Raw genomic sequence first — 23,565 nt, forward strand, 5'->3', positions numbered from 1 at the left:
GGGCACCGACAAACAGCCCTCGTCATAAATTTGCTTTTCTTCACTGGCCCAGATGATTTCGGGATTGATGAACACTTGCAACTGATTGCTGGTATCGGAGACATCGATGACCACGATTTGTTCGTGCACATCAATCTGGGTCGCGGCCAATCCCACGCCGGGCGCCTCATACATGGTCTCGGCCATATCGGCGACCAGCTTTTTCAGGCGCGCGTCAAACACTGCAACGGGTTTCGCAATCTTGTGCAGGCGCGGGTCGGGGTAACGAAGAATATTCAATAAGGCCATACGTTTTTTCACTCACGCACTATATCGCTATAGCTGTGGCTTTTTCTTGCTAAATCAAGGATCGGTGGACAAAGTCTGATCATTTTGATAATTTGTTTCCAAAATGCAATTATCGCGACGTCGAACGGTTCGGGTCTTCTTTCCATAAAGGATGACTTATGAAAAAGTTTAGCACAGCAACCCCATGGTCCGCGTTGCTGCTCCTCCTGGCAAGTTGTCTGGCGTACGCTGCGGCGACTCCGGAGATGGCGGAGGGACAGCAGCGCTATCGGAATCCTGTCGATGATCCGCGGCGACCGGCGGCGGCGTCTCCGCATATCCGCTACGGCAAAGTACCCGATGTCATGACGGCACCGATCCGGGCGCAGCAGATCCTGCCGTTTCTGGAGCAGTCGCTGGAAGTGGCGGCACAAGACTTCGCCCGGGCACCGCAGATTGTTGCGGGCCAGGACGGCCGCGTCATCCTCGGCACCGGTGATCGCATTTATGTGCACGGTGATCTCGGCGGCCACCGCGTGTTCCAGCTCTTTCGTACCGCGCAGGCATTGACCGATCCGGTCACCAGCGAAGTCCTCGCCCATGATGCCGTCTGGCTGGGTACCGCACGTTTGCAGGGCGCTGTCGGGACCCGGGATGAACTGCATGTCTTCACCATTGTCGAGGCGCGTCAGGAAATCGGTATCGGCGATCACTTGCTGCCGGTGACGCAAGGCATTGAAAAAGTGGCAACGGATTATCATCCGCATGCACCACCGGCACCGGTGGATGCCCGGGTGATATCGATCCGATCCGGGTCTGCTCAGAGCGGGCAGCATCAGATCGTGATCCTCAACAAAGGCGCCGCCGACAAGATCGATCAGGGCACCATGCTCAATGTCTATCGGCGGTCACGCGAGGTCGGCAGACATGACGGTGCCAATGCAGACCCGCGTCTGCCCGAGCGACTGACCGCGACGATGCTGATATTCAAGGTCAGCGAACGAATCGCCTACGGTTTGATCATGAAGGCAACCGAGCCGGTATACATAGGCGACCGTGTTGGCTGGCCGGGTCGCACACATGAGTGACGACGAGGAAATCCGCGCCTGGCTGCGCCTGATGCTGAGCCCGGGAGTGGGGGCGGCGACGGTGCGGCAGTTGCTGAGTGCATTCGGTCTGCCGCAGCATGTTTTCGCGGCGAGTGCGGCAGCACTGGCTGACATCGTGCCGGCGCGCGTCGTCCATATCTTGCTGGCTCCGATGTCTTCCGACACGCAGGCGCATATCGCCAGTACCTTGCAGTGGGCCGGGCAAGCCGGCAATCACTTGCTGACGCTGGCCGACGAGCAGTATCCCAAATGGTTGCTGGAAATCGCCGATCCGCCGCCGTTGCTGTATGCCAGCGGGCAGCCGGCTTTGCTGGCGGCGCCGTCGGTGGCCGTGGTCGGCAGTCGCAATGCAACCGCGCAAGGGATATGCAACAGCATGCATTTTTCCGAAACCTTGAGCCGGGCCGGGCTGACGGTGGTGTCCGGATTGGCGCTGGGTATTGATACGGCGGCACACGAAGGCGGGTTGCGCGGAGCCGGTTCCACCGTCGCAGTTACCGGGACCGGTCTGGATACCGTTTATCCGTTGCGCAACCGGGCGCTGGCAAAGAGAATCGAAGCCGCTGGCTGCATCATCAGCGAATATCCTCTCGGCACGCCGCCGCTGGCGGCCAATTTCCCGCGTCGCAACCGCATTATTTCCGGCCTGGCGCGTGCCGTGCTGGTGGTTGAGGCGGCAGCGCGTTCGGGTTCGCTGATCACGGCCCGCATGGCTGCCGAACAGGGGCGAGACGTCTTTGCCATTCCCGGTTCGATCAACGCGCCACTGTCGCGCGGATGCCATCATCTGATCAAGCAAGGTGCGCGACTGGCAGAGAGTGCTGAAGAGATTCTCGACGAGTTGGGCTGGCAATCGCCAATCCCGCCTGCGCAGATGATTACTGTCGCACCGGCGGCGGGCAGCCTGTTGTGCGCGATGGGCTTCGATCCGGTGCATCCCGACGTGCTGGCGCAACGCAGCGGCCTTGGTGCTGGCACGCTTAATGCTGAGCTGTTGACGTTGGAACTGGACGGCCGGATTGAATTATTGCCATCGGGAATGTATCGGCGATTGTCTTGACGAAATGCAATCAGACAGCCATAGCCAAGCGAGAAGCGTCAAATCCTGCCATACTGAAGCCGCAGACTTGTGTAATCACAACCTTCGCGATAGAGTAGAACCATGTTTGATGTCCTCGTTTATTTGTACGAAACGTACTATCGCCCCGACGCTTGCCCCGAACCGGCTGCATTGGTCAAGAAATTGTCGGCTATCGGTTTTGAAGAAGAAGAAATCTCGAAGGCGCTCGGCTGGCTTACCGATCTGGAAGAAGCCAATCACGAATTCGCCGATCAATATCCCAAGCAAACCGCTTTTTCATTCGGTGTCCGCATTTATGTCTCGCAAGAGATGGATGTGCTGGGTACGGAAGCCGTTGGTTTCATCCAGTTTCTGGAATCAGCCAAGATGCTCAATGCCGTGCAGCGTGAAATCGTGATCGAGCGCGCACTGGCCGTGGGTGAAGCGCCGGTATCGCTGGAAAAACTCAAAGTCATCGTCCTGATGGTGCTCTGGAGTCAAGGCAAGGAGCCCGATGGTCTGATGTTCGACGAGCTGTTTCTGGATGAAGAAGACGCTGAACCGCGTCTATTGCACTAGGAATACGCCCGTTCTGGTGCGTACTCAGTCAGCCACAGCCGAACGGACAAGCTTGCCGTTTGCTCCGCAACGCGCTTATCATTGCCCCGCGATATCCAAATATTAGCTACTATATAAGCCGATATTGCCTTAACGCAATCAGAATTCCCTCGTTCGCGCACCGTTTTGGTGTGCGGCGTATCAGTTATCGCATCCTCTTTTGAGACCATATTTATGAGCAAGACCCTCATCATCGCCGAGAAGCCCTCTGTCGCGAACGATATCGCGAAGACGCTCGGTGGCTTTACCAAGCACGATGAGTACTTTGAATCCGACGAATACGTACTGTCCTCCGCCGTCGGCCATCTGCTGGAAATCGCTGTACCCGAAGAATACGATGTCAAACGCGGCAAATGGAGTTTTGCGCATTTGCCAATGATTCCGCCGCATTTTGCCCTGAACCCGATTGCCAAGACCGAGTCGCGCCTCAAAGTACTGGCGCGCCTGATCAAGCGCAAGGATGTCACTGGCCTGATCAACGCATGTGACGCCGGGCGCGAAGGGGAATTGATTTTCCGCCTGATTGCGCAATACACCAAGGCCAAGCAACCGGTAAAACGCCTGTGGCTGCAATCGATGACGCCGGGCGCGATCCGTGACGGCTTCGCCAATCTGCGCAAGGACGAAGACATGCTGCCGCTGGCAGATGCCGCCCGTTGCCGCAGTGAAGCCGACTGGCTGATCGGCATCAACGGTACGCGTGCCATGACTGCCTTCAATTCCAAAGAGGGCGGCTTTTATCTGACAACCGTGGGCCGGGTGCAGACGCCGACGCTGTCGATCGTGGTCGAGCGTGAAGAAAAGATCAAGAAATTCGTCTCGCGTGACTTCTGGGAAGTCCGGGCCGAGTTTGTCTGCGCCGCCGGTATCTATGAAGGCCGCTGGCTCGACAAGGCACACAAGAAGGATGAAAGCGATCCGGAAAAACGCCCTGAACGTTTGTGGGCCAAGGCTGCCGCCGAATCGATCGTGGCCGCCTGCCGCAACAAGATCGGCACCGTCACCGAAGAGTCCAAGCCCACCACGCAGATGGCGCCGGGCCTGTTCGATCTGACTAGCCTGCAACGTGAAGCCAACTCGCGCTTCGGGTTTTCCGCCAAGAACACGCTCGGTCTGGCGCAGGCACTGTACGAAAAACACAAGGTGCTGACTTACCCGCGAACCGATTCCCGTCACTTGCCGGAAGACTATCTGCAAACGGTCAAGGAAACGCTGAGCGCGGTCGCGGAAAACAATAACTACCAGCAATTCGCATCGCAGATCCTGAACAAGGGCTGGGTCAAGCCGAACAAGCGGATTTTCGACAACACGAAAATCAGTGATCACTTTGCGATCATCCCGACCACCCAGGTGCCGAAGAATCTGTCGGAGCCGGAACAAAAACTTTACGATCTCGTGACGCGCCGTTTCATGGCCGTGTTTTTCCCGGCCGCTGAATTCCAGGTCACGACCCGTTTCACCGAAGTCTCAGGCCATCAGTTCAAGACGGAAGGCAAGGTCATGACCAACGCCGGCTGGCTGGCGATCTACGGCAAGGAAGCGGCTGCTGACGAGAAGGAAGAAGGCAGCGGCATGCTGGTGCCGGTAGCCAAGGATGAAAAGGTCAAGACCGAGAAAGTGACCGCCAACGGCCTGGTCACCAAGCCGCCTGCGCGCTATACGGAAGCGACACTGTTGTCGGCGATGGAAGGTGCCGGCAAGCTGATCGACTCGGAAGAGTTGCGCGACGCCATGGCCGGCAAGGGTCTCGGCACGCCGGCTACCCGCGCGGCGATCATCGAAGGCTTGCTCAATGAACGCTATCTGATTCGCGAAGGTCGTGAAATGATGCCGACCGCCAAGGCATTCCAGTTGATGACGCTGTTGCACGGTCTCGGCGTGGATGAATTGACTGAACCGGAACTGACCGGCGAATGGGAGCACAAGCTTGCGCAGATGGAGCGCGGCAATATCAGCCGTGACGAATTCATGCGCGAGATCGCGCAGATGACGCAAATCATCGTCAAGCGCGCCAAGGAATACGACAACGACACGATTCCGGGTGACTACGCGACATTGCAGACACCGTGCCCGAATTGCGGCAGCGTGGTGAAGGAAAACTACCGTCGCTTTGCCTGCACCAAGTGCGAATTCTCGATGAGCAAAGTACCGGGTGGCCGTCAGTTTGAAATTCCGGAAGTCGAGGAATTGCTGACCAATCGCACCATCGGTCCGTTGCAAGGTTTCCGCTCGAAAATGGGACGGCCGTTCGCGGCCATTCTCAAGATCTCGCGTGATAACGAAATCAACAACTTCAAACTCGAATTCGATTTCGGTCAGAACGACGGCGAAGGCGAAGATGGCGAGGGCGTCGATTTCACCGGCCAGACGCCATTGGGCGCTTGCCCGAAATGCGGCAGCGGCGTCTACGAAATGGGATTGGCCTATGTTTGTGAAAAGACTGTAGCCAAGCCCAAGGCTTGCGATTTCCGCAGTGGCCGCATCATTCTCCAGCAAGAAATCTTGCCGGAGCAAATGGCGAAGCTGCTCAACGATGGCAAGACGGATTTGTTGCCGGGCTTTGTCTCGCAACGTACGCGTCGTCCATTCAAGGCATTCCTGGCGCGTGGGAAAGACGGCAAGATCAGCTTCGAATTCGAAGAGCGCAAAGCCAAGGCCCCGGCCAAAGGCAAAGCTGCTGCCGACAAGGGCGATGCTGACGGAGGCGAAGAAACTGCAGCACCAGCAAAAAAAGCGGCGGTGAAGAAAGCCGCCGCCAAAAAGCCGGCTGCCAAGAAACCGGCAGTACGCAAAGCTGCGCCGAAGAAGGCCGCCAGCGCCTGATCTGATTGACGAGCAGTTCTCCGAATGCCGTTCAGTGCTGCACTGAACGGCATTTTTCTTGGGCGCTCGCCCGCCAGCGCTGATGCATTTGCCTCGCGCTGATGCTCACGGCGGTTTCTGTTGTCATTCATGCATTGCTTGTGTCGGCCTCGCTACAGGGCTGTCGGGCGGGGCTGCGCGATGTCGCAACGCATCATGCAAGAGGCTTGCCTTCCGCATCCAATTCGATTAATGTGCAAACGTTCACAATCAATGATCATTTGTTCATAACAAAAAATGGCTACCGGGGATCGTCAGGATATTGCTTCTTCCGCTGTGCGCGTGGCGCGTCTGTACTATTTTCAGGACATGACGACTGCCGCTATCGCGCAAGAGATGGGGACCTCGCGCGCTACCGTGTCGCGACTGTTGTCCTATGCCATGGAGCATGGCCTGGTGGAAATCCGGGTGCATGATCCGAATGAACAATCGGGCCAGCTGGAAGCTGCCATCAAGCAGCGTTATGGCTTGCGCCTGATTCAGGTGGTGCCGGTGGCGTCTGCTGCGGATGACAAGGAAACCTTGCGTGGCGTGGCGGCACAGGCGGCGGCTTATCTGAATACGCTGATCAAGCCATCCTCGGTGATCGGGCTGGCCTGGGGCAATACGGTGGCAGCCATTGCCGACAATCTGGTGCCCAAGCGGGTACATGATGTTGACGTGGTACAGCTCAACGGCTCGGCGACCGGGGTTGATATTGTCAACACTTTCGGGGAATCGATCGTGTCGCGCTTCGCCCAGAACTATGGCGCCCGCGCGCACAGTTTTCCAGTGCCGGCATTTTTCGATTATGCCGACACCCGCGCCGCGCTCTGGCGTGAACGCAGTATCAAATCGTTGCGCGCGTTGCAGGACCGGGCCTCGATTTTGTTGTTCAGCATCGGCGTCGAAGAAACCGGCAGTCACGTACATACCGGCGGCTATCTGGACAAGCAGGACATTCGCGACATTCGCAAGGATGGCGTGGTAGGGGATATCGCCACAGTATTTTTCCGGCAAGACGGAAGCTGGCGCGATGTCGCAGTCAATGCGCGTAGCAGCGGCCCCGATCTGGATCGCTTTCAACGCGCACCGCATTCGATTTGTGTGGTCTCGGGCAGCGGCAAGATTCCGGGATTGCAGGCAGCACTGCTGGGCGGCTTCATCAATGAACTGATCATCGATGAACCAACCGCAAGAGCGCTGGCGGCGAGCGCAACAGATGCGCCACCGCCAGCGGCGAATAAAACAGGCAAGAAGACAAGATGAAAAATTCCGACTCCTACGACATTCTGATTATCGGCGGCGGCATCAATGGTGCCGGCGTGGCGCGTGATGCTGCCGGTCGCGGTCTGTCGGTGGCATTGTGCGAACAGAGCGACTTTGCCGGCGCTACCTCGTCGGCCAGTACCAAGCTGATCCATGGCGGTTTGCGTTATCTGGAATATTACGAATTCCGGCTGGTGGCAGAAGCACTGGCCGAACGTGAACATTTGCTGAATATCGCACCGCATATTTCATGGCCGCTGCGTTTCGTGATGCCGCATGTCAAAGGTCTGCGGCCACGCTGGATGATCCGCCTCGGTTTGTGGCTGTATGACCATATCGGTGGCCGCATCAGCCTGCCCCATTCGAAAAGCATCGCACTTGATCGCATGGCTAATCCAAGCGGCTTGCGCAAGGACATCACGCGCGGTTTTGCCTATTCCGACGCCTGGGTCGATGATGCCCGGCTGGTGATTCTCAATCTGTTGAGCGCGCAGGAACATGGCGCTGACATTTTCGCGCGTACCCGTCTGGTCAGTGCCGTGCGCAGCAACGGCGCATGGCAATGTGAACTGGAACAGGTGGCGACCGGATCCCGTCGCACCGTGACCGCGCGCGCCATCGTCAACAGCGCCGGCCCGTGGGTCGCCAAGATGGATCAGTTGCTCAATCCGCATGTGCAGGAGCGCGGCGAGCATGCTGCCGTCAAGCTGGTACGCGGCAGTCACATTGTGGTGCCGCGCCTGTTCGCCGGCGAACACGCCTACATTTTGCAGAATGACGATAAACGCATCGTTTTCATGATTCCTTATGAAAACGATTACACGCTGATCGGTACCACGGATGTGCCGCAGGAAAACATGGATAACGGCGCCCGCATTACGGTCGAGGAAGAAGCGTATCTGCTGCGGGCGGTGAATGCCTATCTGGTCAAGCCGGTGCAGCATGAAGACATCGTCTGGCGGTACGCCGGCGTGCGGCCGTTGTTCGATGACCAGTCGGATAATCCGTCGGCGGTGACCCGCGATTACACGCTGGTGGTACAGGAAAGCGACCAGCTGCCATGCCTGTCGGTATACGGCGGCAAGATCACCACCTACCGGCGTCTGGCGGAATCGGTGCTGGACAAGCTGACGCCGTGGATCAAAACCAAACGCGGTTCGTGGACTGCCGGCGAAGCTTTGCCCGGTGGCGAATTCGAGCGCGTCAATCGTGCCGGTCAGCTGGACCTGTTGCAAAAGAAATACCCGCAACTCGATCAGCATTTCCTGACCCGCCTGTTCGGACGGCATGGTCTGAATGCCTACGAAATTCTGCGGGAAGCACAAACCAAGGCTGAACTGGGGCGTGATTTCGGCGGCGGTCTGGTGGAACGTGAAGTGGCGTACCTGCTCCTCAATGAGTGGGCACGCGATGCCGACGATATCTTGTGGCGTCGTACCAAATGCGGCTTGCACATGAGTGAACAGCAACGTACTGCATTTGCCGAATATCTTGCCGCCAAAGCGGCGAACTGAATCAACTATCTACTATTGAGGGGACTGCGCGATGGCAGCAATTTCGCTACAAGGCATCACAAAAAACTGGGGCGATGCCCAAGCCGTCAAAGGCATTGATTTCGAAGTGAAATCGGGTGCGTTCACGGTCTTGCTTGGCCCGTCGGGCTGCGGCAAGTCGACCACCTTGCGTCTGATTGCCGGTCTCGATACACCGTCGACCGGTGTGATTCGCATCGGTGAACGCGATGTCACCAACCTGCCGCCGGCACAACGCAAGATCGCCATGGTGTTTCAATCCTACGCCTTGTTTCCGCATCTGAATGTGCGCGACAACATTCTGTTCGGCGTGCGCGTGCGCAAGGAACCGAGCAAGAATTTCGAATCGCGTCTCAAGCGTGTCTCCGACATTCTCGGTTTGAGCCATTTGCTGGACCGGCGTCCGGGACAGTTGTCCGGCGGTCAGCAACAGCGCGTGGCGCTGGGTCGCGCCATCATCGCCGAAACCCCGGTGTGTCTGATGGATGAACCGTTGTCGAATCTGGATGCGCAATTGCGGCAAGAAATGCGGCGCGAAATCCGTGCGCTGCAACAGCAACTGAACATCACCATGGTGTACGTCACGCATGATCAGACCGAAGCGATGAGCATGGCGGATCAAGTGATCCTGTTGCGCGATGGCCGTATCGAACAAGATGCGCCACCGGCGGAACTGTATGCGCAACCGGCATCGGTATTTGCCGCCCGTTTCATCGGCACACCGCCAATGAACATCCTGTCGCTGAGCCAGACCCCGGCCGGTATGGTGATCGAGGGTAGCAACGGACCGGCGATCCTGCCGCACAACGCCAGCGAAGAATGGCAACTGGGCGTGCGTCCGGAGCATATCCAACTGGTTGAGCAAGGTGTCGCCGCGCAAGTGGAAAACATTGAATATTTCGGTGCCGACACGATTGTGGGCGCCAAAATCGGGACTGCGTCACTGCTGGTGCGCGTACCCGGGCAATTGGCACTGGTGCCGGGCAACACCGTTCAACTGGGCTGGGATGTGGCGAACCAATATTTCTTCGACAAGAAGACCGGTTTGCGGCGTCAGGTCGCTTGATGTAATTCGCTTTTCCATCCATTTCACGATTATTAAACAGGGGAGATCCTCATGCGTAGATTCATACTGAAATCCATGGCCGTCCTGGCCGCTGGTGCAGCACTTGGTGCGGCCCCGGCGTTTGCTGCCAATCCAGTCGAAATTTCGCTGTATTACCCGGTCGCCGTTGGCGGCCCGGTCACCAAGACCATCGACAGCATGGTGACCGAGTTTGAAAAACAAAATCCCGATATCAAGATCAAGGCGGTGTACGCCGGCACGTATCAGGAAAGTATCGTCAAGGCGCTGACTGCGCACAAGAGCGGCACGCCGCCGACCGTCGCCGTACTGTTGTCGACCGACTTGTTTACGCTGGTGGATGAAAACGCCATCGTCCCGATCGACAGCCTGGCCTCGTCGGCTGACGACAAGAAATGGATCGGCGGCTTCTACAAGGGCTTCATGGAAAACAGCCAGACCGGCGGCAAGACCTGGGGCATTCCGTTCCAGCGTTCGACCATCGTCATGTTCTGGAACAAGAATCTGTTCAAGGAAGCTGGCCTGAATCCTGAAAAGGCGCCGGCCAACTGGGCGGAAACCGTTTCTTTCGCCAAGAAGCTGACCAAGAGCGATGCCAACGGCAACGTCCAGCAATGGGGTATCAAGATTCCATCGACCGGCTTCACTTACTGGATTTTCCAGGGCATGACCACGCCGAACGATACGATCCTGATGAATCAGGCTGGTACCAAGACTTACTTCGACAAACCGGGTGCAGTAGAAGCCCTGCAATACTGGGTTGATCTGTCGGCCAAGCACAAGGTGATGCCAAGCGGCGTGATCGAATGGGGTACTACGCCGAAGGACTTCCTGGAGCAGAAAGCGGCCATGATCTGGACCACCACCGGCAATCTGACCAACCTGCGCGCCAACGCCAGCTTCCCGTTCGGCGTGGCCATGCTGCCGGCAGCCAAGCATCCGGGAAGCCCGACCGGCGGCGGCAACTTCTACGTGTTCAACAAGACCACGCCGGAACAGCAAAAGGCGGCGTTGAAGTTCATTCGCTGGTCGACCGAACCGCAACGCGCGGCGCAATGGAGTATCGCTACCGGTTACGTGGCAACCCGTCAGGATGCATGGGATACCCCGGAAATGAAGAAGTACCTGCAAGAAGTTCCGGCCGCTGGTGTGGCACGTGAGCAATTGAAGTACAGCGTGGCCGAGTTGTCGACCCATGACAACCAACGCGTGACCAAGGCACTCAACGATAACCTGCAAGCTGCATTGTCCGGCACCAAGACGCCGGAAGCTGCACTCAAGGACGCACAACGCGAATCAGACCGCATTCTGCGTAGCTGGAACCGTTGATCGCCCGCGGTGCGGCGGTTGTTTGATACCGCCGCACCGCACTACGACCTAAAGATACTGCCGCATGACGGCAAAGGCATTTCATGAATCGCACTCACTCTTCCGTAACGCCCTGGTTGCTGCTGTTGCCGGCACTGGTGTTGCTGGTGGCGTTTACGCACTATCCGGCCATCGCGACCATCTGGCACAGCTTTTTTTCGACCCCCAAGGGCGCTAATCCGGCAGTTTTTGTCGGCCTGGAAAACTATGCGTTGATGGCTGACGATCCGGTTTTCTGGAAAGCGCTGATCAACAATCTCTGGTTTGCCCTCGGCACCATCCCGGTATCGATTGCGCTGGCGATCATGATGGCTTTGTGGGTCAACGACAAACTGCTCGGACGTGGCGTGCTGCGACTGGCGTATTTCACGCCGACGGTGCTGCCGATGATTGCCGTGGCTAATATCTGGCTGTTCTTTTATACCCCGCAATATGGCTTGCTGGAGCAGGTGACGCAGGCCCTCGGCTTGCCGTCGCATAACTGGCTCGGCAATCCGAATACCGTCCTCGGTTCGATGATGGTGGTGGCGATCTGGAAAGAAGCCGGCTTCTTCATGATTTTCTATCTGGCCGCCTTACAACAGATTTCACCGACACTGGCCGAAGCCGCCGGCCTGGAAGGCGCTTCGCGCTGGCAGTATTTCTGGCGCGTGCAATTTCCGCTGCTGATGCCGACCACCTTGTTCGTGCTGATCAATGCGCTGATCAACTCGTTCCGTCTGGTTGACCATATCGTGGTGATGACCAAGGGCGGACCGGACAACGCCAGCTCCTTGCTGCTGTACTACATTTATGAAGTCGGTTTCAGTTTCTGGGATTCGGCTTATGCCGCTGCCTTGACGGTAGTGTTGTTGATGGTATTGGCCGTGGTTGCCATTATCAAATTCCGTATTCTCGACCGCAGGACACACTACCAATGATCTCCGCACAAACCAATCCGTTCGGCGAATCGAACAAGATACTGGAAACCATTGCTGCCTGGGTATTGGGAATACTCTGGTTGTTGCCGCTGGTGTATGCCATCTGGACCGCATTCCATCCGGCTGAATTCGCCACGCGCTTTTCGCTGACCGCGCCATTGACGATGCAGAATTTCATCAATGCCTGGGAAGCAGCGCCGTTTCCGCGTTACTTCCTCAATACCTTCTTGCTGGTAACGATGATTCTGGCCGCGCAGATGGTGTTGTCGACCATGGCTGCATACGCGTTTGCACGATTTGAATTCCGCGGCAGCAACATCATGTTCATGCTGGTCCTGATGCAATTGATGGTGATGCCCGACATCCTGATCGTGGAAAACTACAACACCATGAATCTGCTCGGCTTGCGCGATACGATTCTGTCGATCGGCTTGCCTTACTTTGCCTCGGCGTTCGGCATTTTCCTGTTGCGACAAACGTTCAAGACCGTGCCGCGTGAGCTCGATGAAGCCGCCACCGTGGAAGGCGCGAGCGCCTGGCAGACCCTGATGAAAGTCTATGTGCCGCTGGCCAAGCCGATTTACCTGGCATTCGGGCTGGTGTCGGTCAGTACCCACTGGAACAATTTCCTGTGGCCGCTGATCGTAACCAATTCGGTGGAATCGCGTCCGCTCACCGTCGGTCTGCAAGTGTTTTCCTCGACCGATCAGGGCGTTGACTGGTCGATCATCACCTCGGCCACGCTGATGACATCGGCACCGTTGTTGCTGGCGTTCCTGTTGTTCCAGCGTCAGTTCGTGCAGTCGTTCATGCGCGCCGGGATTCGTTAAGCGCAAAGGGGATATCGTGAAACTGATTAGCTGGAATATCCAATGGTCGCGCGGGGTCGACGGCAAGGTTGATCCGCAGCGCATTGTTGCCGATGCGCGCAAGCTGGGTGATTTTGATGTCCTGTGCCTGCAGGAAGTGGCGGCGAATTTTCCGTCGCTGGCCGGCAGCGCTGGCGAAAACCAGTTCGAAATATTTGCGGATTTGCTGCCCGGCTTTACGCCGGTGCCGGCCGCAGCAGTCGATGTGGCCGCCGCCGACGGCAGCCGCCGTTGTTTCGGCAACATGGTGCTGTCGCGCTATCCGGTGTTGCGCGTCCTGCGCCATCAGTTGCCGTGGCCGGCTGATGCCGACGTCATCAGCATGCCGCGGGTGTTGCTGGAAGTGACGCTGGATACGCCGCTGGGACCAGTGCGCGTCATGAATACCCATCTTGAATACTATTCGCAATTGCAGCGCAAACAGCAGGTAGAAGCGATCCGCAACTATCACGCCGAAACGTCCTTGCGCGCGCTGCGCAGCCGGGTGTGCGAGACCGGCCCGTCGCCGTATCACGCGTTCGCGCAAACCAGCAAAGTGATTCTGACCGGCGATTTCAATTTCCGTCCGGAAGATCCTTTGCACGAGCGTTTGCAGGAAAAATTGGAACCCGGCGTGCCGCGATTGGTCGATACCTGGGAGTACCTCAACGGCAATCAACCGCATCCGCACAATGTCGGTGTCTATGATCGCGAGCAATGGGAAGAAGCATTCGCCTGTGACTTCATTTTCGCCAGCGAAGATTTGCTGCCGCATGTACGCACTTTCAAAATCGATGGCAAGACCAAGGCGTCGGATCATCAACCGCAGTTACTGGAGTTGGCATGAAATCACTGGACCAGTTGCCGTACGGGCAGGTCACCACCGTCTTCACCGATATCGATGATACGCTGACGACCGATGGCAAATTGAGCGCGCAGGCATATGCGGCGCTGGAAACTTTACAACGTGCTGGTCTGCGCGTGATTCCGGTCACCGGTCGTCCGGCCGGCTGGTGCGATCAGATCGCCCGCATGTGGCCGGTGGATGGCATCATTGGCGAAAACGGCGCACTGTACATGTGGCACGACCCGGTATCGCACAAAATGCATACCCGGCATTTGCTCGATGCCGGCAGCCGTGCCGCCAATGCCGCGCGCATGGATGCCGTGATCGCTCAAGTATTGAAAGAAGTGCCGGGATGCGCCGTGGCATCCGATCAGTTTTGCCGTCAATATGATGTGGCGATTGATTTTTGCGAAGATGTGCCGGCGCTGGGGCATGATGATATTGACCGTATTGTCGCTATCATGGAAGCGGCCGGCATGACTGCCAAGATCAGTTCGATTCATGTCAACGGCTGGTTCGGCGATTACGATAAACTGAGCATGGCGCGCATCATGATGCAAGAACGCTATGGCATCGATTTGAGCGATGCGGCGCAACGCGCCCGTTGTGTATTTGCCGGCGATTCGCCAAACGATGCACCGATGTTTGCGTATTTCCCGCTGTCGGTCGGCGTTGCCAATGTACTTGAGTTTGCCGATCGCTTGCCGCATCCGCCGCATTTCATCACCCATCATTCCTACGGCGCCGGGTTCGCCGAATTGACGCAGCACCTTTTATCGGGCCATGACCACACTGCTTAATCTGTTATCGTCGCTGGCATTATTGGTGTGGGGCACGCATATTGTCCGCACTGATATCCTGCGCGTGTACGGAGCACAACTGCGACGTGTTCTGAGTACCAGCATCACGCGTCGCAGTTTTGCATTCATGGCCGGCATCGGCGTCACCAGTCTGGTCCAGAGCAGTAACGCCACCGCCGTCATCGTGTGTTCTTTTGTCGCGCAGGGCATGATCAGTCTGGCACCGGCGCTGACCATCATGCTCGGTGCCGATGTCGGTACGGCACTGATGACCGGCGTGCTCAGTTTCGATCTGTCGTGGTTGTCGCCGTTGCTGATTTTCTGCGGCGTGCTGGTCTATCTGTCGCGCCGGCATACCCATATCGGCCGGCTCGGCCGCGCCGCAATCGGACTCGGCCTGATTCTGCTGGCGCTGGAACTGATCAGCGCCACTACCCGGCCGATGACGCAAGGCGCCGGCATGAAGGTGCTGTTCTCATCGCTGACCGGCGATGTCATGCTCGACGCGGTGATCGGCGCGGTGTTCGCCATGCTCACCTATTCCAGTCTGGCGGCGGTGTTGCTGGCGGCGACGCTGGCCACCTCCGGCGTGATTTCATTGAAAGTGGCGTTGTGTCTGGTCATCGGCGCCAATCTGGGCAGCGGCATTCTGGCCTTGCTGAGCGCCGCCAGCCAGAATGTGGCCGGTCGCCGGGTAGCGCTGGGCAGCATGCTGTTCCGGCTCAGCGGTGCGGTAGTGGTGCTGCCGCTGGTTGATTATGTTCAGGTCTGGATCAGCTTCCTGACGACTGACCTGCGCTTTGGCGTGGTGGCGTTTCACGTGCTTTACAACTCCGTGCGTTGCAGTCTGCTGCTGTTGCTGGTCGAACCGATGGCGCGCTTGTGCGTGCGCTTGTTGCCGGAATCGGAAAGCGACGGCGACATGATCAAGTCGCGTCATCTGGATCCGGCCGCCATCGATACGCCGTCGCTGGCGCTGGCCAATGCCGCGCGTGAAGTGCTGCGCATCGGCGACATCATCGAAAGCATGCTGGTCAGTCTGCTGCTGGTGATTCGCGATAATGATCAGTTGCGCGCCGACCAGATCCGCAAGCTCGATGATGATGTCGACAAGTTGTACACCGAAGTCAAAATGTATCTGGCGCGGGTTTCGCGTGAAGAACTGAGCGCCAGGGAAGTGCGGCGCTGGACCGACATCGTGACACTGACCATCAATCTGGAGCAGGCCGGCGATATCATCGAACGGATTGTGAAGGGGGTCGAGAGCAAGAAAATTGCACCGCAGAAAACCTTCTCTCAGGCCGGCATGAGTGAAGTCACGGAAATGCATGCACGGTTGCTGACCAGTTTGCGGCTCGGTTTGTCGGTCTTTCTCAATAACGATCTGCCAAGCGCGCGGCGGCTGCTGGCCGAAAAGGAAGCCTTCCGCGATCTGGAACGCACTTATGCCCAGACCCACCTGATCCGGTTGGCCGGCGAGACTCAGCAGAGTATCGAAACCAGCTCGCTGCATCTGGACCTGATCAGCGACATGCGCCGCATGCACTCGCTGTTCTGTTCGACCGCCTACGCGGTGCTGGACGCCGCCGGCATGCTGCGCAAGAGCCGCATCAACGCCAGCCAGGAAGAAACCGCCGAACCGGCGCCGATGCGCAGCCAGGCCCACCGCTGATGCATTGCCGGCCGGCAATCGCCGCTGGCAATCATTTATTGATCACGCAAGCATTGTTCTACAATACCGGACTTTCGGCGCCGGCCATTGCGGCCGCCCGAACCCACTTCGGAGAGTAGCAGATGAATGCACGGGCGCTGCTGGCAGCCTTGTTTACGATTGTCGTCTGGGCTTCGCTGGCCTTGCTCACGGACCGCATCAGCCATGTGCCGCCATTGCTCAGTTCCGGGCTGGCGCTGATGGTGGGCGGTCTCACCGGGGTCTGGCAGCGCGGTGCGTGGTCCGCCTCGCCGCAGACTTATCTGCTGGCTACCGGCGGCCTGTTCGGTTATCACGCACTGCTGTTCATCGCGTTTGCCATGGCGCCGGCGGTCGAAGTCAATCTGCTGCAATACATGTGGCCGTTGCTGATCGTATTGCTGACGCCGCTGTTCTTGCCGGGCAATCGTCTCAGTGGCTGGAATATCATCGGCGCCTTGCTCGGTTGCAGCGGCGCCGTGATGATTCTCGGTGGTGACCGGTTGTCGCTGTCAGGCGAACATGTGTGGGGTTATCTGAGCGCCATTGCCGCCGCTTTTGTCTGGGCCAGTTACTCGCTTGGCTGTCGCCGTCTGCCACCGTTTCCAACCGCTGCGATCGCTGCCTGCTGCCTGATGGCGGGTGCCGGATCGGTATTGCTACATCTGGCGTTGTACGGCAGTTCGGCCATCTTCGATCTGAGCGCCCAAGATGTCATGCTGCTCGCCGGACTCGGTCTGGGGCCAATGGGTGTCGCTTTCCTGACTTGGGATATCGCACTCAAACACGGCGATCCGCGCGCGGTCGGCGCACTGGCCTATCTGACGCCCTTGCTGTCGACCTTGTTGCTGATTCTGGTGAACGGTTATGCCTTCACTACCGAAACCAAATTCGCCACGGTGGCGATTCTGTCGGGAGCCTTGCTGGGAAACATCCGTTCGCAGCGCCGCAGCCGACAGCCATCCTGAAACAGGCTTATTCGCTGTAGCTGATGATCAGCGGCGAGTGATCCGAGAAGCGCTCATCCTTGTAGATCGATGCGCTCTTGGCCTTGGCGGCAATGCCGGCAGTAGCGATGTGATAATCGATGCGCCAACCGACGTTGTTGGCCCAGGCCTGACCGCGATTGCTCCACCAGGTATACGCCTCGCCGGTGGTGTCCGGATGCAGGCGGCGGTAGACGTCAACCAGTCCGAGCTGATCGAAAATGCGCGTCAGCCATGCCCGTTCTTCTGGCAGGAAGCCGGAATTCTTTTGATTGCTCTTCCAGTTCTTCAGATCGATTTCCTTGTGGGCGATATTCCAGTCGCCGCAGATCACGATTTCGCGGCCGCTGTCTTTCAATGCCTGCAAGTGCGGCAGGAAGACTTCCATGAAACGGAACTTGGCGGCCTGACGTTCTTCGCTCGATGAGCCGGACGGGCAATACAGCGAAATCACGGTCAGGTCACCGAAATCGCATTCGACGTAACGGCCTTCGGCATCGAACTCGGCATCGCCAAAGCCGATGCGCACGGCGTTGGGTTGACGCTTGCTATACACGCCGACGCCGGAGTAACCCTTTTTCTCGGCGTAATGGAAATGCCCGATGTAGCCATCCGGCGTCAGGAACTGGGTGGTCATGTCGGGTTCTTGCGCTTTCAATTCCTGTACGCAGATGAAATCGGCAGATTCTTTGGCGATCCACTCAAAGAAGCCTTTTTTGGCGGCGGAGCGGATACCGTTCAGATTGGCGGAAATGATTTTAGGCATCGGGTATCGGTCTGAAAAAAATCAGAGCATAACCGATTCATTTAAAATGCGGGTTATCCAGGGTTTGTTCCCGGAATCAACCGATTTCATTTTTCAGGAATGCACGTGAGCAACTTAAGACAGGAATTCATCGAATTTGCGGTTTCCGCCGGCGTTTTGCGGTTTGGCGAATTCGTCACCAAGGCCGGGCGTACCTCGCCGTATTTCTTCAACGCCGGCTTGTTCAATGAAGGCGTGGCATTGGCGCAGATCGCGCAATTCTATGCGCAGACGTTGCAAGACTCCGGCCTTGAGTACGACATGCTGTTCGGCCCCGCCTATAAAGGCATTACGCTGGCATCGGCGACCGCAGTTGCCCTGGCAGGCAAAGGCCGTAACGTGCCGTTTGCCTACAACCGCAAGGAAGCCAAGGATCACGGCGAAGGCGGCACGATTGTCGGCGCCAAACTGCAAGGCCGCGTGGTGATTATCGATGACGTGGTGTCGGCGGGGACGTCGGTGCGCGAGTCGGTCAATCTGATCCGTGCCGCCGGTGCTACGCCGTGCGCCGTGCTGATTGCGCTGGACCGCATGGAGCGCTCGGGCAAGGATGATGCACTGTCGGCCAATTCGGCCGTGCAGGAAGTGGCCCGGGAGTTCGACATGCCGGTGATTTCAATCGGTAATCTGGATGATTTGCTGACATACCTGTCGCGTGCCGGTGCCGATGCCCAGCTCGGACAATACAAGGATGCCGTAGCAGCGTATCGCACGCGCTACGGGGTTTGATTGCTTGCCATGCGGCACAAGCCGCATGGCTGATTCATGCGTCTCCTAGACCGGTTTGATGCCAACGCCCAGACGTTGCAACCGGTCATCCAGTTCTCCTACCTGTGCCGCCACCGTATTTTCAGTTTGCTCGGCGCGGCGGTTCACTTCCCGTTCCAGCGCCTCCAGTTTGCCGGTCAATACCGACTGATAGCCATCGCTGCGTTGTTGCAGTTGTAGCAATTCGGCCTGCAGAAACGCGCGCAATTCGGTAAACCGGGATTTTTCTGCCTGATCGGCCAGGTCGCGTTGCGACTCCAGTTGCCTGGTCAGACGCCGGTTATCGAGCAGCACCGAAGTCTGTTGCGCCAGAATGTACAACAGGAAAATTGCACTGAGGGCAATCACGATACCCAGCATGACCAGCCCCAGCGGGGCCTGAAAGTCGGTGAACACCAGCGACAACGCGGTCGGCGTGAGGAATGCGGACCAGTTGATGGCGGCAAAAATGCCAACGAGCGCAAGTACTGCGATCAAGAACGTTGTGCGAAAGGTCATCGACGTTTCCTCCTGGTGGCGATATTTTGATTTTGGGAAATGACCGGTCGGAACCGGAGTACGCGGATTGGACTGTAGCATGACGATGATGTTCCTTGCCATTGCAGAAATGGCAAGGAACTGCATCAAAAGACCGGACGGCAGCCTGGCGGCTTACAGCGGCACGTCACCTTCGACCGTGGTGCGGTACAAGGTGCGGCGCAGATGTTGCGGGGTGATTGGCGCGTAATGCATGGTGCTGCGGTTGTCCCAAAACACCATGTCATGCGCGCGCCAGCGGTGGCGATAGACGTTGCCGGCTTGTACGCTGTGCTCATGCAGAAATTTCAGCAGGGCATCACTTTCATCCTGGGGCAGGCCGAGAATATGCGAGGTGAACCCTTCACTCACAAACAAGGCCTTGCGTCCGCTTTCCGGATGGATGCGGATGACCGGATGATCCACCTCGGGCACGGCGTCGATTTGCTGTTGCGTCAGGTCGGCCCGCCACGGAGAGAGTTTTTGCAGGCGGCGATAGCGGTAGACATAGGAGTGCACCGCACGCCGTCCCTCCAGTGTCTGTTTGACATCGGCCGGCAGGCTGTCATACGCGGCGAACATATTGGCGAATTGGGTATCGCCTTGCTCGGCTGGTAATTCCTGCGAATGCAGCAATGAACCGAGACTCGGCTTGGGCATGTAGGACAAATCTGAATGCCAGTCGGCACCAGCATCCACCAGTCCGATTGGCTGGCCGTTTTCAATCACGTTGGAAACGATCAGAATTTCCGGATGATGCTGCAGATGGAAGCGATTCAATACGTGCACTTGCAACGGACCGAAGCGGCGGCTGAAGGCGATGTGTTGTTCCGGTGATATGCGTTGTTCGCGAAAGACCAGCACGCCATGTTCCACCAGCGCGCTGCGAATCCGGGCCAGCTCTTTTTCGGCCAGCGGCCGGCTGAGATCGAGACCGGTGATTTCCGCGCCCAGCGGCGCATCGTCGAGCCGCCGGATCGTAAATGTGTTGCGCGCTGCCGCAGATGCAGAGGCGGGCGTGAGCAAGGCGGTGGTACCAGACATGAATGGACTCCGAAAGAGGCGGGCGCTGGCCAACGCGCCGTGCAATCTGTCATTACACTCGCACACCTGCTATCGCTGCAAATAATAAGATCGCATATGGTTATGCGGACTTGTCGCGCGATCCGTTGCGACATGAAAAAGGCTGCTACCGTTGCCGGCAGCAGCCTTGATCTCAAACGTCGACAGCGCGAATCAGGCAGTCAGTTTCTTGCGCAGCAACTCCGTCAGCTGGGCCGGATTGGCCTTGCCCTTGGTAGCCTTCATTGCTTGCCCGATCAGCGCATTGATGGCTTGCTCCTTGCCGGCGCGGAACTCTTCCACCGACTTGGCATTGCCCGCCAGCACCTGATCGACAATCGCTTCCAGCGCGCCGCTGTCGGAAATCTGCTTGAGGCCCTTGGCTTCGATGATGTCATCGGCCAGGGTTTTCTTGTCGCTGTTGGCTTCCCACATGCCGGCAAAGACTTCCTTGGCGATCTTGTTGGAAATGGTGCCGTCGGCGATGCGTTTGAGCAGCAGCGCAAATTGCACGGCATTGACTGGAGCGGCGGCGATATCGATGCCTTCGCGATTCACGGTCGAGGCCACATCACCCATCAGCCAGTTGGCGGCCGGCTTGGCCTGATCCTTGCCCGCTTGCGCGACCACCGCTTCAAAGTAAGTGGCCATGCTCTTCGATTGCGTCAGCACCAGCGCATCATATTCAGGCAAGGCGTAATCGCTGACGAAACGCTCGCGCATCGCGGCCGGCAATTCCGGCATTGAAGCCTTGACGCGATCAATCCATTCTTGCGCGATCATCAGCGGCGGCAGATCGGGATCCGGGAAGTAGCGGTAATCCTGTGAATCTTCCTTGCTGCGCATGGAGCGGGTTTCTTTGCGATCCGGATCGTACAGGCGGGTTTCCTGCCGCACCGTGCCGCCGTCTTCGATCAATTCAATCTGGCGTCGCACTTCAAAGTTGATCGCGTCTTCCATGAAACGGAACGAGTTCAGATTCTTGATTTCGCAGCGGGTGCCGTACTCCTTTTGGCCGACCGGACGTACCGAGACGTTGGCATCACAGCGGAATGAACCTTCCTGCATGTTGCCGTCGCAAATGCCGAGCCACATCACCAGCGAATGCAAGGCCTTGGCATAAGCCACTGCTTCGGCGGCGCTGCGCATGTCGGGTTCGGTCACGATTTCCAGCAGCGGTGTGCCGGCACGATTGAGGTCGATCCCGGTCATGCCCTGATAATCTTCATGCAGTGACTTGCCGGCATCTTCTTCCAGATGGGCGCGGGTCAGTTGCAGCGATTTGATTTCGCTCTTGCCATCTTTTTCCAGCACATAGGACACCTTGCCGCCTTGCACCACCGGAATTTCGAACTGGCTGATCTGATAGCCCTTGGGCAAATCCGGATAGAAATAATTCTTGCGCGCAAAGATCGAGCGCGGCGCAATCGTCGCACCGATCGCCAGGCCGAACTGAATCGCCCGTTCCACGGCGCCGCGATTGAGCACCGGCAGCACGCCGGGCAATGCCAGATCAACCGGGCTGGCCTGGGTGTTGGGTTCAGAACCGAAACGGGTTGATGAACCGCTGAAAATCTTGGATTGGGTCGAAAGCTGCGTATGCGTTTCCAGACCGATGACTACTTCCCACTGCATGGTGTCCTCACGAATTCTTTTTGATTGGTGGCGATGCCGTCAGGCTCAGGCCGGTGCGCGTTGATGCCAGTCAGTCGCTTGCTGGAACTGGTGCGCGACATTCAGCAACCGGGCTTCATCAAAATAATTGCCGATGATTTGCAGGCCGACCGGACGTTTCGCATTCTTTTCGCCCTGACCGAAACCACAGGGAACCGACATGCCCGGCAAGCCGGCCAGACTGGTCGACAACGTGAAAATATCCGCCAGATAATTAGCCACCGGATCATCGGTCTTGTCGCCGAGATCCCATGCCACGGTTGGTGCTACCGGACCCATGATGACGTCGCACAACCGGTTCGGACCGGTGACGGCATTCTGGAAATCCTGCGCGATCAGGCGACGAATCTTTTGCGCTTGCAAATAGTAGGCGTCGTAATAACCATGCGACAGTACATAAGCACCGACCAGAATGCGGCGTTTGACTTCATCGCCGAAACCTTCGGCGCGGGTCTTCTGATACATGTCGGCCAGATCTTTGTAATCGGCTGCGCGATGACCATAACGGACGCCATCGAAGCGGCTCAGATTGGACGATGCTTCAGCCGGTGCAATCACGTAATACACCGGGATCGACAACTCGGTTTTCGGCAGCGAAATATCGACCAGCGTGGCGCCCAGCTTTTCGTATTCGCGCAATGCTTCACGTACTGCCTGTTCCACATCGGGTGCCAGGCCGGCGCCGAAAAATTCACGCGGCACACCGATGCGCAAACCTTGCAGGCTGTCATTGAGCGAGCGCGTGAAATCTTCTTGCGGACGTTCCAGGCTGGTCGAATCACGTTGGTCGAAACCGGTCATGGCGTTGAGCAGCAGCGCGCAATCTTCCGCAGTCTTGGCAATCGGCCCGCCCTGATCGAGCGACGATGCGAAGGCAATCATGCCGAAGCGCGAGACGCTGCCGTAGGTCGGTTTGATACCGGTGACGCCGCAGAAAGCAGCCGGTTGCCGGATCGAGCCACCGGTGTCGGTGGCGGTGGCGGCCGGTGTCAGACGCGCCGCAATCGCCGCTGCCGAACCGCCGGAAGAACCACCGGGTACGGCGGTCTTGTCCCATGGATTTTTGACCGCGCCGAAATAGGAATTTTCATTGCCTGAACCCATCGCGAATTCGTCGCAGTTGAGCTTGCCCAGCGTGACGGTGCCGGTGGCGTTGAACTGCTGCACCACGGTTGCATCGAACGGGCTGGTGTAATTTTCCAGCATGCGCGAACCGGCAGTCGTGCGCCAGTCGCGGGTGACGAAAATATCCTTGTGCGCAATCGGCACACCGGTCAGTGGCGTCACGTCATTGGTCGTCAGACGCTGGTCGGCAGCGGCGGCTTGGCGCAGTGTCAGCGCGCTGTCGACATGCAGGAATGCATTGAGATCGCTGTGCTTGATGCGGTCGAGAAACAGCGTGGCGAGTTCGGTCGCGGAAATTTTCCGCGACTGTAACAAGGCCGATAATTCTTTGATGGTTTTGGTATGCATGAGAAGAGTAGTCGCTATATGTTCGATG

The 23,565-nt window shown here is 57.7% G+C and carries 21 protein-coding genes; 15 read left to right on the plus strand and 6 right to left on the minus strand.

The genetic code is table 11. From position 1 onward, the window contains the following. Positions 1 to 288: peptide deformylase (locus AKL27_RS15370; RefSeq protein ID WP_198155982.1), on the minus strand; the 288-nt coding region annotated here is incomplete at its 3' end. Between the two features lie 158 nt (positions 289 to 446). Here AKL27_RS15370 and AKL27_RS15375 point away from each other — a divergent pair. From AKL27_RS15375 to AKL27_RS15440, 14 genes are all read left to right on the plus strand, one after another. Next, positions 447 to 1,355, plus strand: coding sequence for a peptidoglycan-binding protein (locus tag AKL27_RS15375; RefSeq protein ID WP_157056947.1), 909 nt, complete (start codon positions 447 to 449; stop codon positions 1,353 to 1,355). Then, positions 1,348 to 2,436: a DNA-processing protein DprA gene (gene dprA / locus AKL27_RS15380; RefSeq protein ID WP_050463736.1), complete on the plus strand. Its 1,089-nt coding sequence runs from the start codon at positions 1,348 to 1,350 to the stop codon at positions 2,434 to 2,436. The genes AKL27_RS15375 and dprA overlap by 8 nt, the downstream gene beginning before the upstream one ends. Before the next feature lie 102 nt (positions 2,437 to 2,538). After that, entirely contained in the window at positions 2,539 to 3,015 is a 477-nt protein-coding gene (locus AKL27_RS15385) for a DUF494 family protein (protein WP_050463737.1), read from the plus strand. Between the two features lie 213 nt (positions 3,016 to 3,228). Further along, on the plus strand, positions 3,229 to 5,877 hold the full coding sequence (locus tag AKL27_RS15390) for a DNA topoisomerase III (protein ID WP_050463738.1): 2,649 nt from the start codon (positions 3,229 to 3,231) through the stop codon (positions 5,875 to 5,877). A gap of 276 nt (positions 5,878 to 6,153) precedes the next feature. Next, positions 6,154 to 7,164, plus strand: coding sequence for a sugar-binding transcriptional regulator (locus tag AKL27_RS15395; RefSeq protein ID WP_050463739.1), 1,011 nt, complete (start codon positions 6,154 to 6,156; stop codon positions 7,162 to 7,164). Continuing rightward, positions 7,161 to 8,678, plus strand: coding sequence for a glycerol-3-phosphate dehydrogenase (gene glpD / locus AKL27_RS15400; RefSeq protein ID WP_050463740.1), 1,518 nt, complete (start codon positions 7,161 to 7,163; stop codon positions 8,676 to 8,678). Before AKL27_RS15395 ends, glpD begins: the two co-directional genes overlap by 4 nt. A 31-nt stretch (positions 8,679 to 8,709) precedes the next feature. Continuing rightward, positions 8,710 to 9,762 carry an ABC transporter ATP-binding protein gene (locus AKL27_RS15405; protein WP_050463741.1) on the plus strand — a complete coding sequence of 351 codons (1,053 nt, stop codon included), beginning with the start codon at positions 8,710 to 8,712 and terminating at the stop codon, positions 9,760 to 9,762. 51 nt (positions 9,763 to 9,813) lie between these two features. Continuing rightward, positions 9,814 to 11,109, plus strand: a complete 1,296-nt coding sequence (locus AKL27_RS15410; RefSeq protein ID WP_050463742.1) for an ABC transporter substrate-binding protein — start codon at positions 9,814 to 9,816, stop codon at positions 11,107 to 11,109. A gap of 83 nt (positions 11,110 to 11,192) precedes the next feature. Continuing rightward, positions 11,193 to 12,068 carry a carbohydrate ABC transporter permease gene (locus AKL27_RS15415; RefSeq protein WP_050463743.1) on the plus strand — a complete coding sequence of 292 codons (876 nt, stop codon included), beginning with the start codon at positions 11,193 to 11,195 and terminating at the stop codon, positions 12,066 to 12,068. After that, complete coding sequence (locus AKL27_RS15420; RefSeq protein ID WP_157056948.1) at positions 12,065 to 12,898, plus strand: carbohydrate ABC transporter permease; 834 nt, start codon at positions 12,065 to 12,067, stop codon at positions 12,896 to 12,898. Before AKL27_RS15415 ends, AKL27_RS15420 begins: the two co-directional genes overlap by 4 nt. A 16-nt stretch (positions 12,899 to 12,914) precedes the next feature. Next, positions 12,915 to 13,763 (plus strand): endonuclease/exonuclease/phosphatase family protein, encoded by an 849-nt coding sequence (locus AKL27_RS15425; RefSeq protein ID WP_050463744.1) that lies wholly within the window; start codon positions 12,915 to 12,917, stop codon positions 13,761 to 13,763. Next, positions 13,760 to 14,563, plus strand: a complete 804-nt coding sequence (locus tag AKL27_RS15430) for an HAD-IIB family hydrolase (protein ID WP_050463745.1) — start codon at positions 13,760 to 13,762, stop codon at positions 14,561 to 14,563. The genes AKL27_RS15425 and AKL27_RS15430 overlap by 4 nt, the downstream gene beginning before the upstream one ends. Continuing rightward, the gene (locus AKL27_RS15435) at positions 14,547 to 16,235 is read left to right on the plus strand and encodes a Na/Pi cotransporter family protein (RefSeq protein ID WP_050463746.1); all 1,689 of its coding nucleotides are present in this window, start codon (positions 14,547 to 14,549) and stop codon (positions 16,233 to 16,235) included. Before AKL27_RS15430 ends, AKL27_RS15435 begins: the two co-directional genes overlap by 17 nt. A 122-nt stretch (positions 16,236 to 16,357) precedes the next feature. Continuing rightward, positions 16,358 to 17,221: a DMT family transporter gene (locus AKL27_RS15440; protein WP_050463747.1), complete on the plus strand. Its 864-nt coding sequence runs from the start codon at positions 16,358 to 16,360 to the stop codon at positions 17,219 to 17,221. A gap of 7 nt (positions 17,222 to 17,228) precedes the next feature. Here the strand turns inward: AKL27_RS15440 and AKL27_RS15445 are convergent, their stop codons facing one another. Beyond that, on the minus strand, positions 17,229 to 18,005 hold the full coding sequence (locus AKL27_RS15445) for an exodeoxyribonuclease III (protein ID WP_050463748.1): 777 nt from the start codon (positions 18,003 to 18,005) through the stop codon (positions 17,229 to 17,231). A gap of 105 nt (positions 18,006 to 18,110) precedes the next feature. On the opposite strand from AKL27_RS15445, the gene pyrE reads away from it, so the two are divergent. Further along, on the plus strand, positions 18,111 to 18,773 hold the full coding sequence (gene pyrE / locus AKL27_RS15450) for an orotate phosphoribosyltransferase (RefSeq protein WP_050463822.1): 663 nt from the start codon (positions 18,111 to 18,113) through the stop codon (positions 18,771 to 18,773). A 45-nt stretch (positions 18,774 to 18,818) separates the two neighbouring features. Here the strand turns inward: pyrE and AKL27_RS15455 are convergent, their stop codons facing one another. The 4 genes from AKL27_RS15455 to gatA all read right to left on the minus strand — a co-directional run bounded on the left by AKL27_RS15455 (position 18,819) and on the right by gatA (position 23,537). Then, positions 18,819 to 19,310 (minus strand): LapA family protein, encoded by a 492-nt coding sequence (locus tag AKL27_RS15455; protein ID WP_050463749.1) that lies wholly within the window; start codon positions 19,308 to 19,310, stop codon positions 18,819 to 18,821. Between the two features lie 153 nt (positions 19,311 to 19,463). Further along, a complete protein-coding gene (locus AKL27_RS15460) occupies positions 19,464 to 20,372 on the minus strand; it encodes a TauD/TfdA dioxygenase family protein (RefSeq protein WP_083439082.1) in 909 nt (302 codons plus the stop codon). Positions 20,373 to 20,564: 192 nt separating this feature from the next. Further along, a complete protein-coding gene (gene gatB / locus AKL27_RS15465) occupies positions 20,565 to 22,040 on the minus strand; it encodes an Asp-tRNA(Asn)/Glu-tRNA(Gln) amidotransferase subunit GatB (RefSeq protein WP_269749231.1) in 1,476 nt (491 codons plus the stop codon). Positions 22,041 to 22,070: 30 nt separating this feature from the next. Then, positions 22,071 to 23,537 carry an Asp-tRNA(Asn)/Glu-tRNA(Gln) amidotransferase subunit GatA gene (gene gatA, locus AKL27_RS15470; protein ID WP_050463751.1) on the minus strand — a complete coding sequence of 489 codons (1,467 nt, stop codon included), beginning with the start codon at positions 23,535 to 23,537 and terminating at the stop codon, positions 22,071 to 22,073. Positions 23,538 to 23,565 lie beyond the last annotated feature (28 nt).

Source organism: Herbaspirillum autotrophicum (assembly GCF_001189915.1).
Classification (GTDB): domain Bacteria; phylum Pseudomonadota; class Gammaproteobacteria; order Burkholderiales; family Burkholderiaceae_D; genus Herbaspirillum; species Herbaspirillum autotrophicum.

Coding starts and splice junctions, on each gene's coding strand:
- AKL27_RS15375 (WP_157056947.1), top strand. CDS start 447: ATGAAAAAGTTTAGCACAGCAACCCCATGGTCCGCGTTGCTGCTCCTC.
- dprA (WP_050463736.1), top strand. CDS start 1,348: ATGAGTGACGACGAGGAAATCCGCGCCTGGCTGCGCCTGATGCTGAGC.
- AKL27_RS15385 (WP_050463737.1), top strand. CDS start 2,539: ATGTTTGATGTCCTCGTTTATTTGTACGAAACGTACTATCGCCCCGAC.
- AKL27_RS15390 (WP_050463738.1), top strand. CDS start 3,229: ATGAGCAAGACCCTCATCATCGCCGAGAAGCCCTCTGTCGCGAACGAT.
- AKL27_RS15395 (WP_050463739.1), top strand. CDS start 6,154: ATGGCTACCGGGGATCGTCAGGATATTGCTTCTTCCGCTGTGCGCGTG.
- glpD (WP_050463740.1), top strand. CDS start 7,161: ATGAAAAATTCCGACTCCTACGACATTCTGATTATCGGCGGCGGCATC.
- AKL27_RS15405 (WP_050463741.1), top strand. CDS start 8,710: ATGGCAGCAATTTCGCTACAAGGCATCACAAAAAACTGGGGCGATGCC.
- AKL27_RS15410 (WP_050463742.1), top strand. CDS start 9,814: ATGCGTAGATTCATACTGAAATCCATGGCCGTCCTGGCCGCTGGTGCA.
- AKL27_RS15415 (WP_050463743.1), top strand. CDS start 11,193: ATGAATCGCACTCACTCTTCCGTAACGCCCTGGTTGCTGCTGTTGCCG.
- AKL27_RS15420 (WP_157056948.1), top strand. CDS start 12,065: ATGATCTCCGCACAAACCAATCCGTTCGGCGAATCGAACAAGATACTG.
- AKL27_RS15430 (WP_050463745.1), top strand. CDS start 13,760: ATGAAATCACTGGACCAGTTGCCGTACGGGCAGGTCACCACCGTCTTC.
- AKL27_RS15435 (WP_050463746.1), top strand. CDS start 14,547: ATGACCACACTGCTTAATCTGTTATCGTCGCTGGCATTATTGGTGTGG.
- AKL27_RS15440 (WP_050463747.1), top strand. CDS start 16,358: ATGAATGCACGGGCGCTGCTGGCAGCCTTGTTTACGATTGTCGTCTGG.
- AKL27_RS15445 (WP_050463748.1), bottom strand. CDS start 18,005: ATGCCTAAAATCATTTCCGCCAATCTGAACGGTATCCGCTCCGCCGCC.
- AKL27_RS15455 (WP_050463749.1), bottom strand. CDS start 19,310: ATGACCTTTCGCACAACGTTCTTGATCGCAGTACTTGCGCTCGTTGGC.
- AKL27_RS15460 (WP_083439082.1), bottom strand. CDS start 20,372: ATGTCTGGTACCACCGCCTTGCTCACGCCCGCCTCTGCATCTGCGGCA.
- gatA (WP_050463751.1), bottom strand. CDS start 23,537: ATGCATACCAAAACCATCAAAGAATTATCGGCCTTGTTACAGTCGCGG.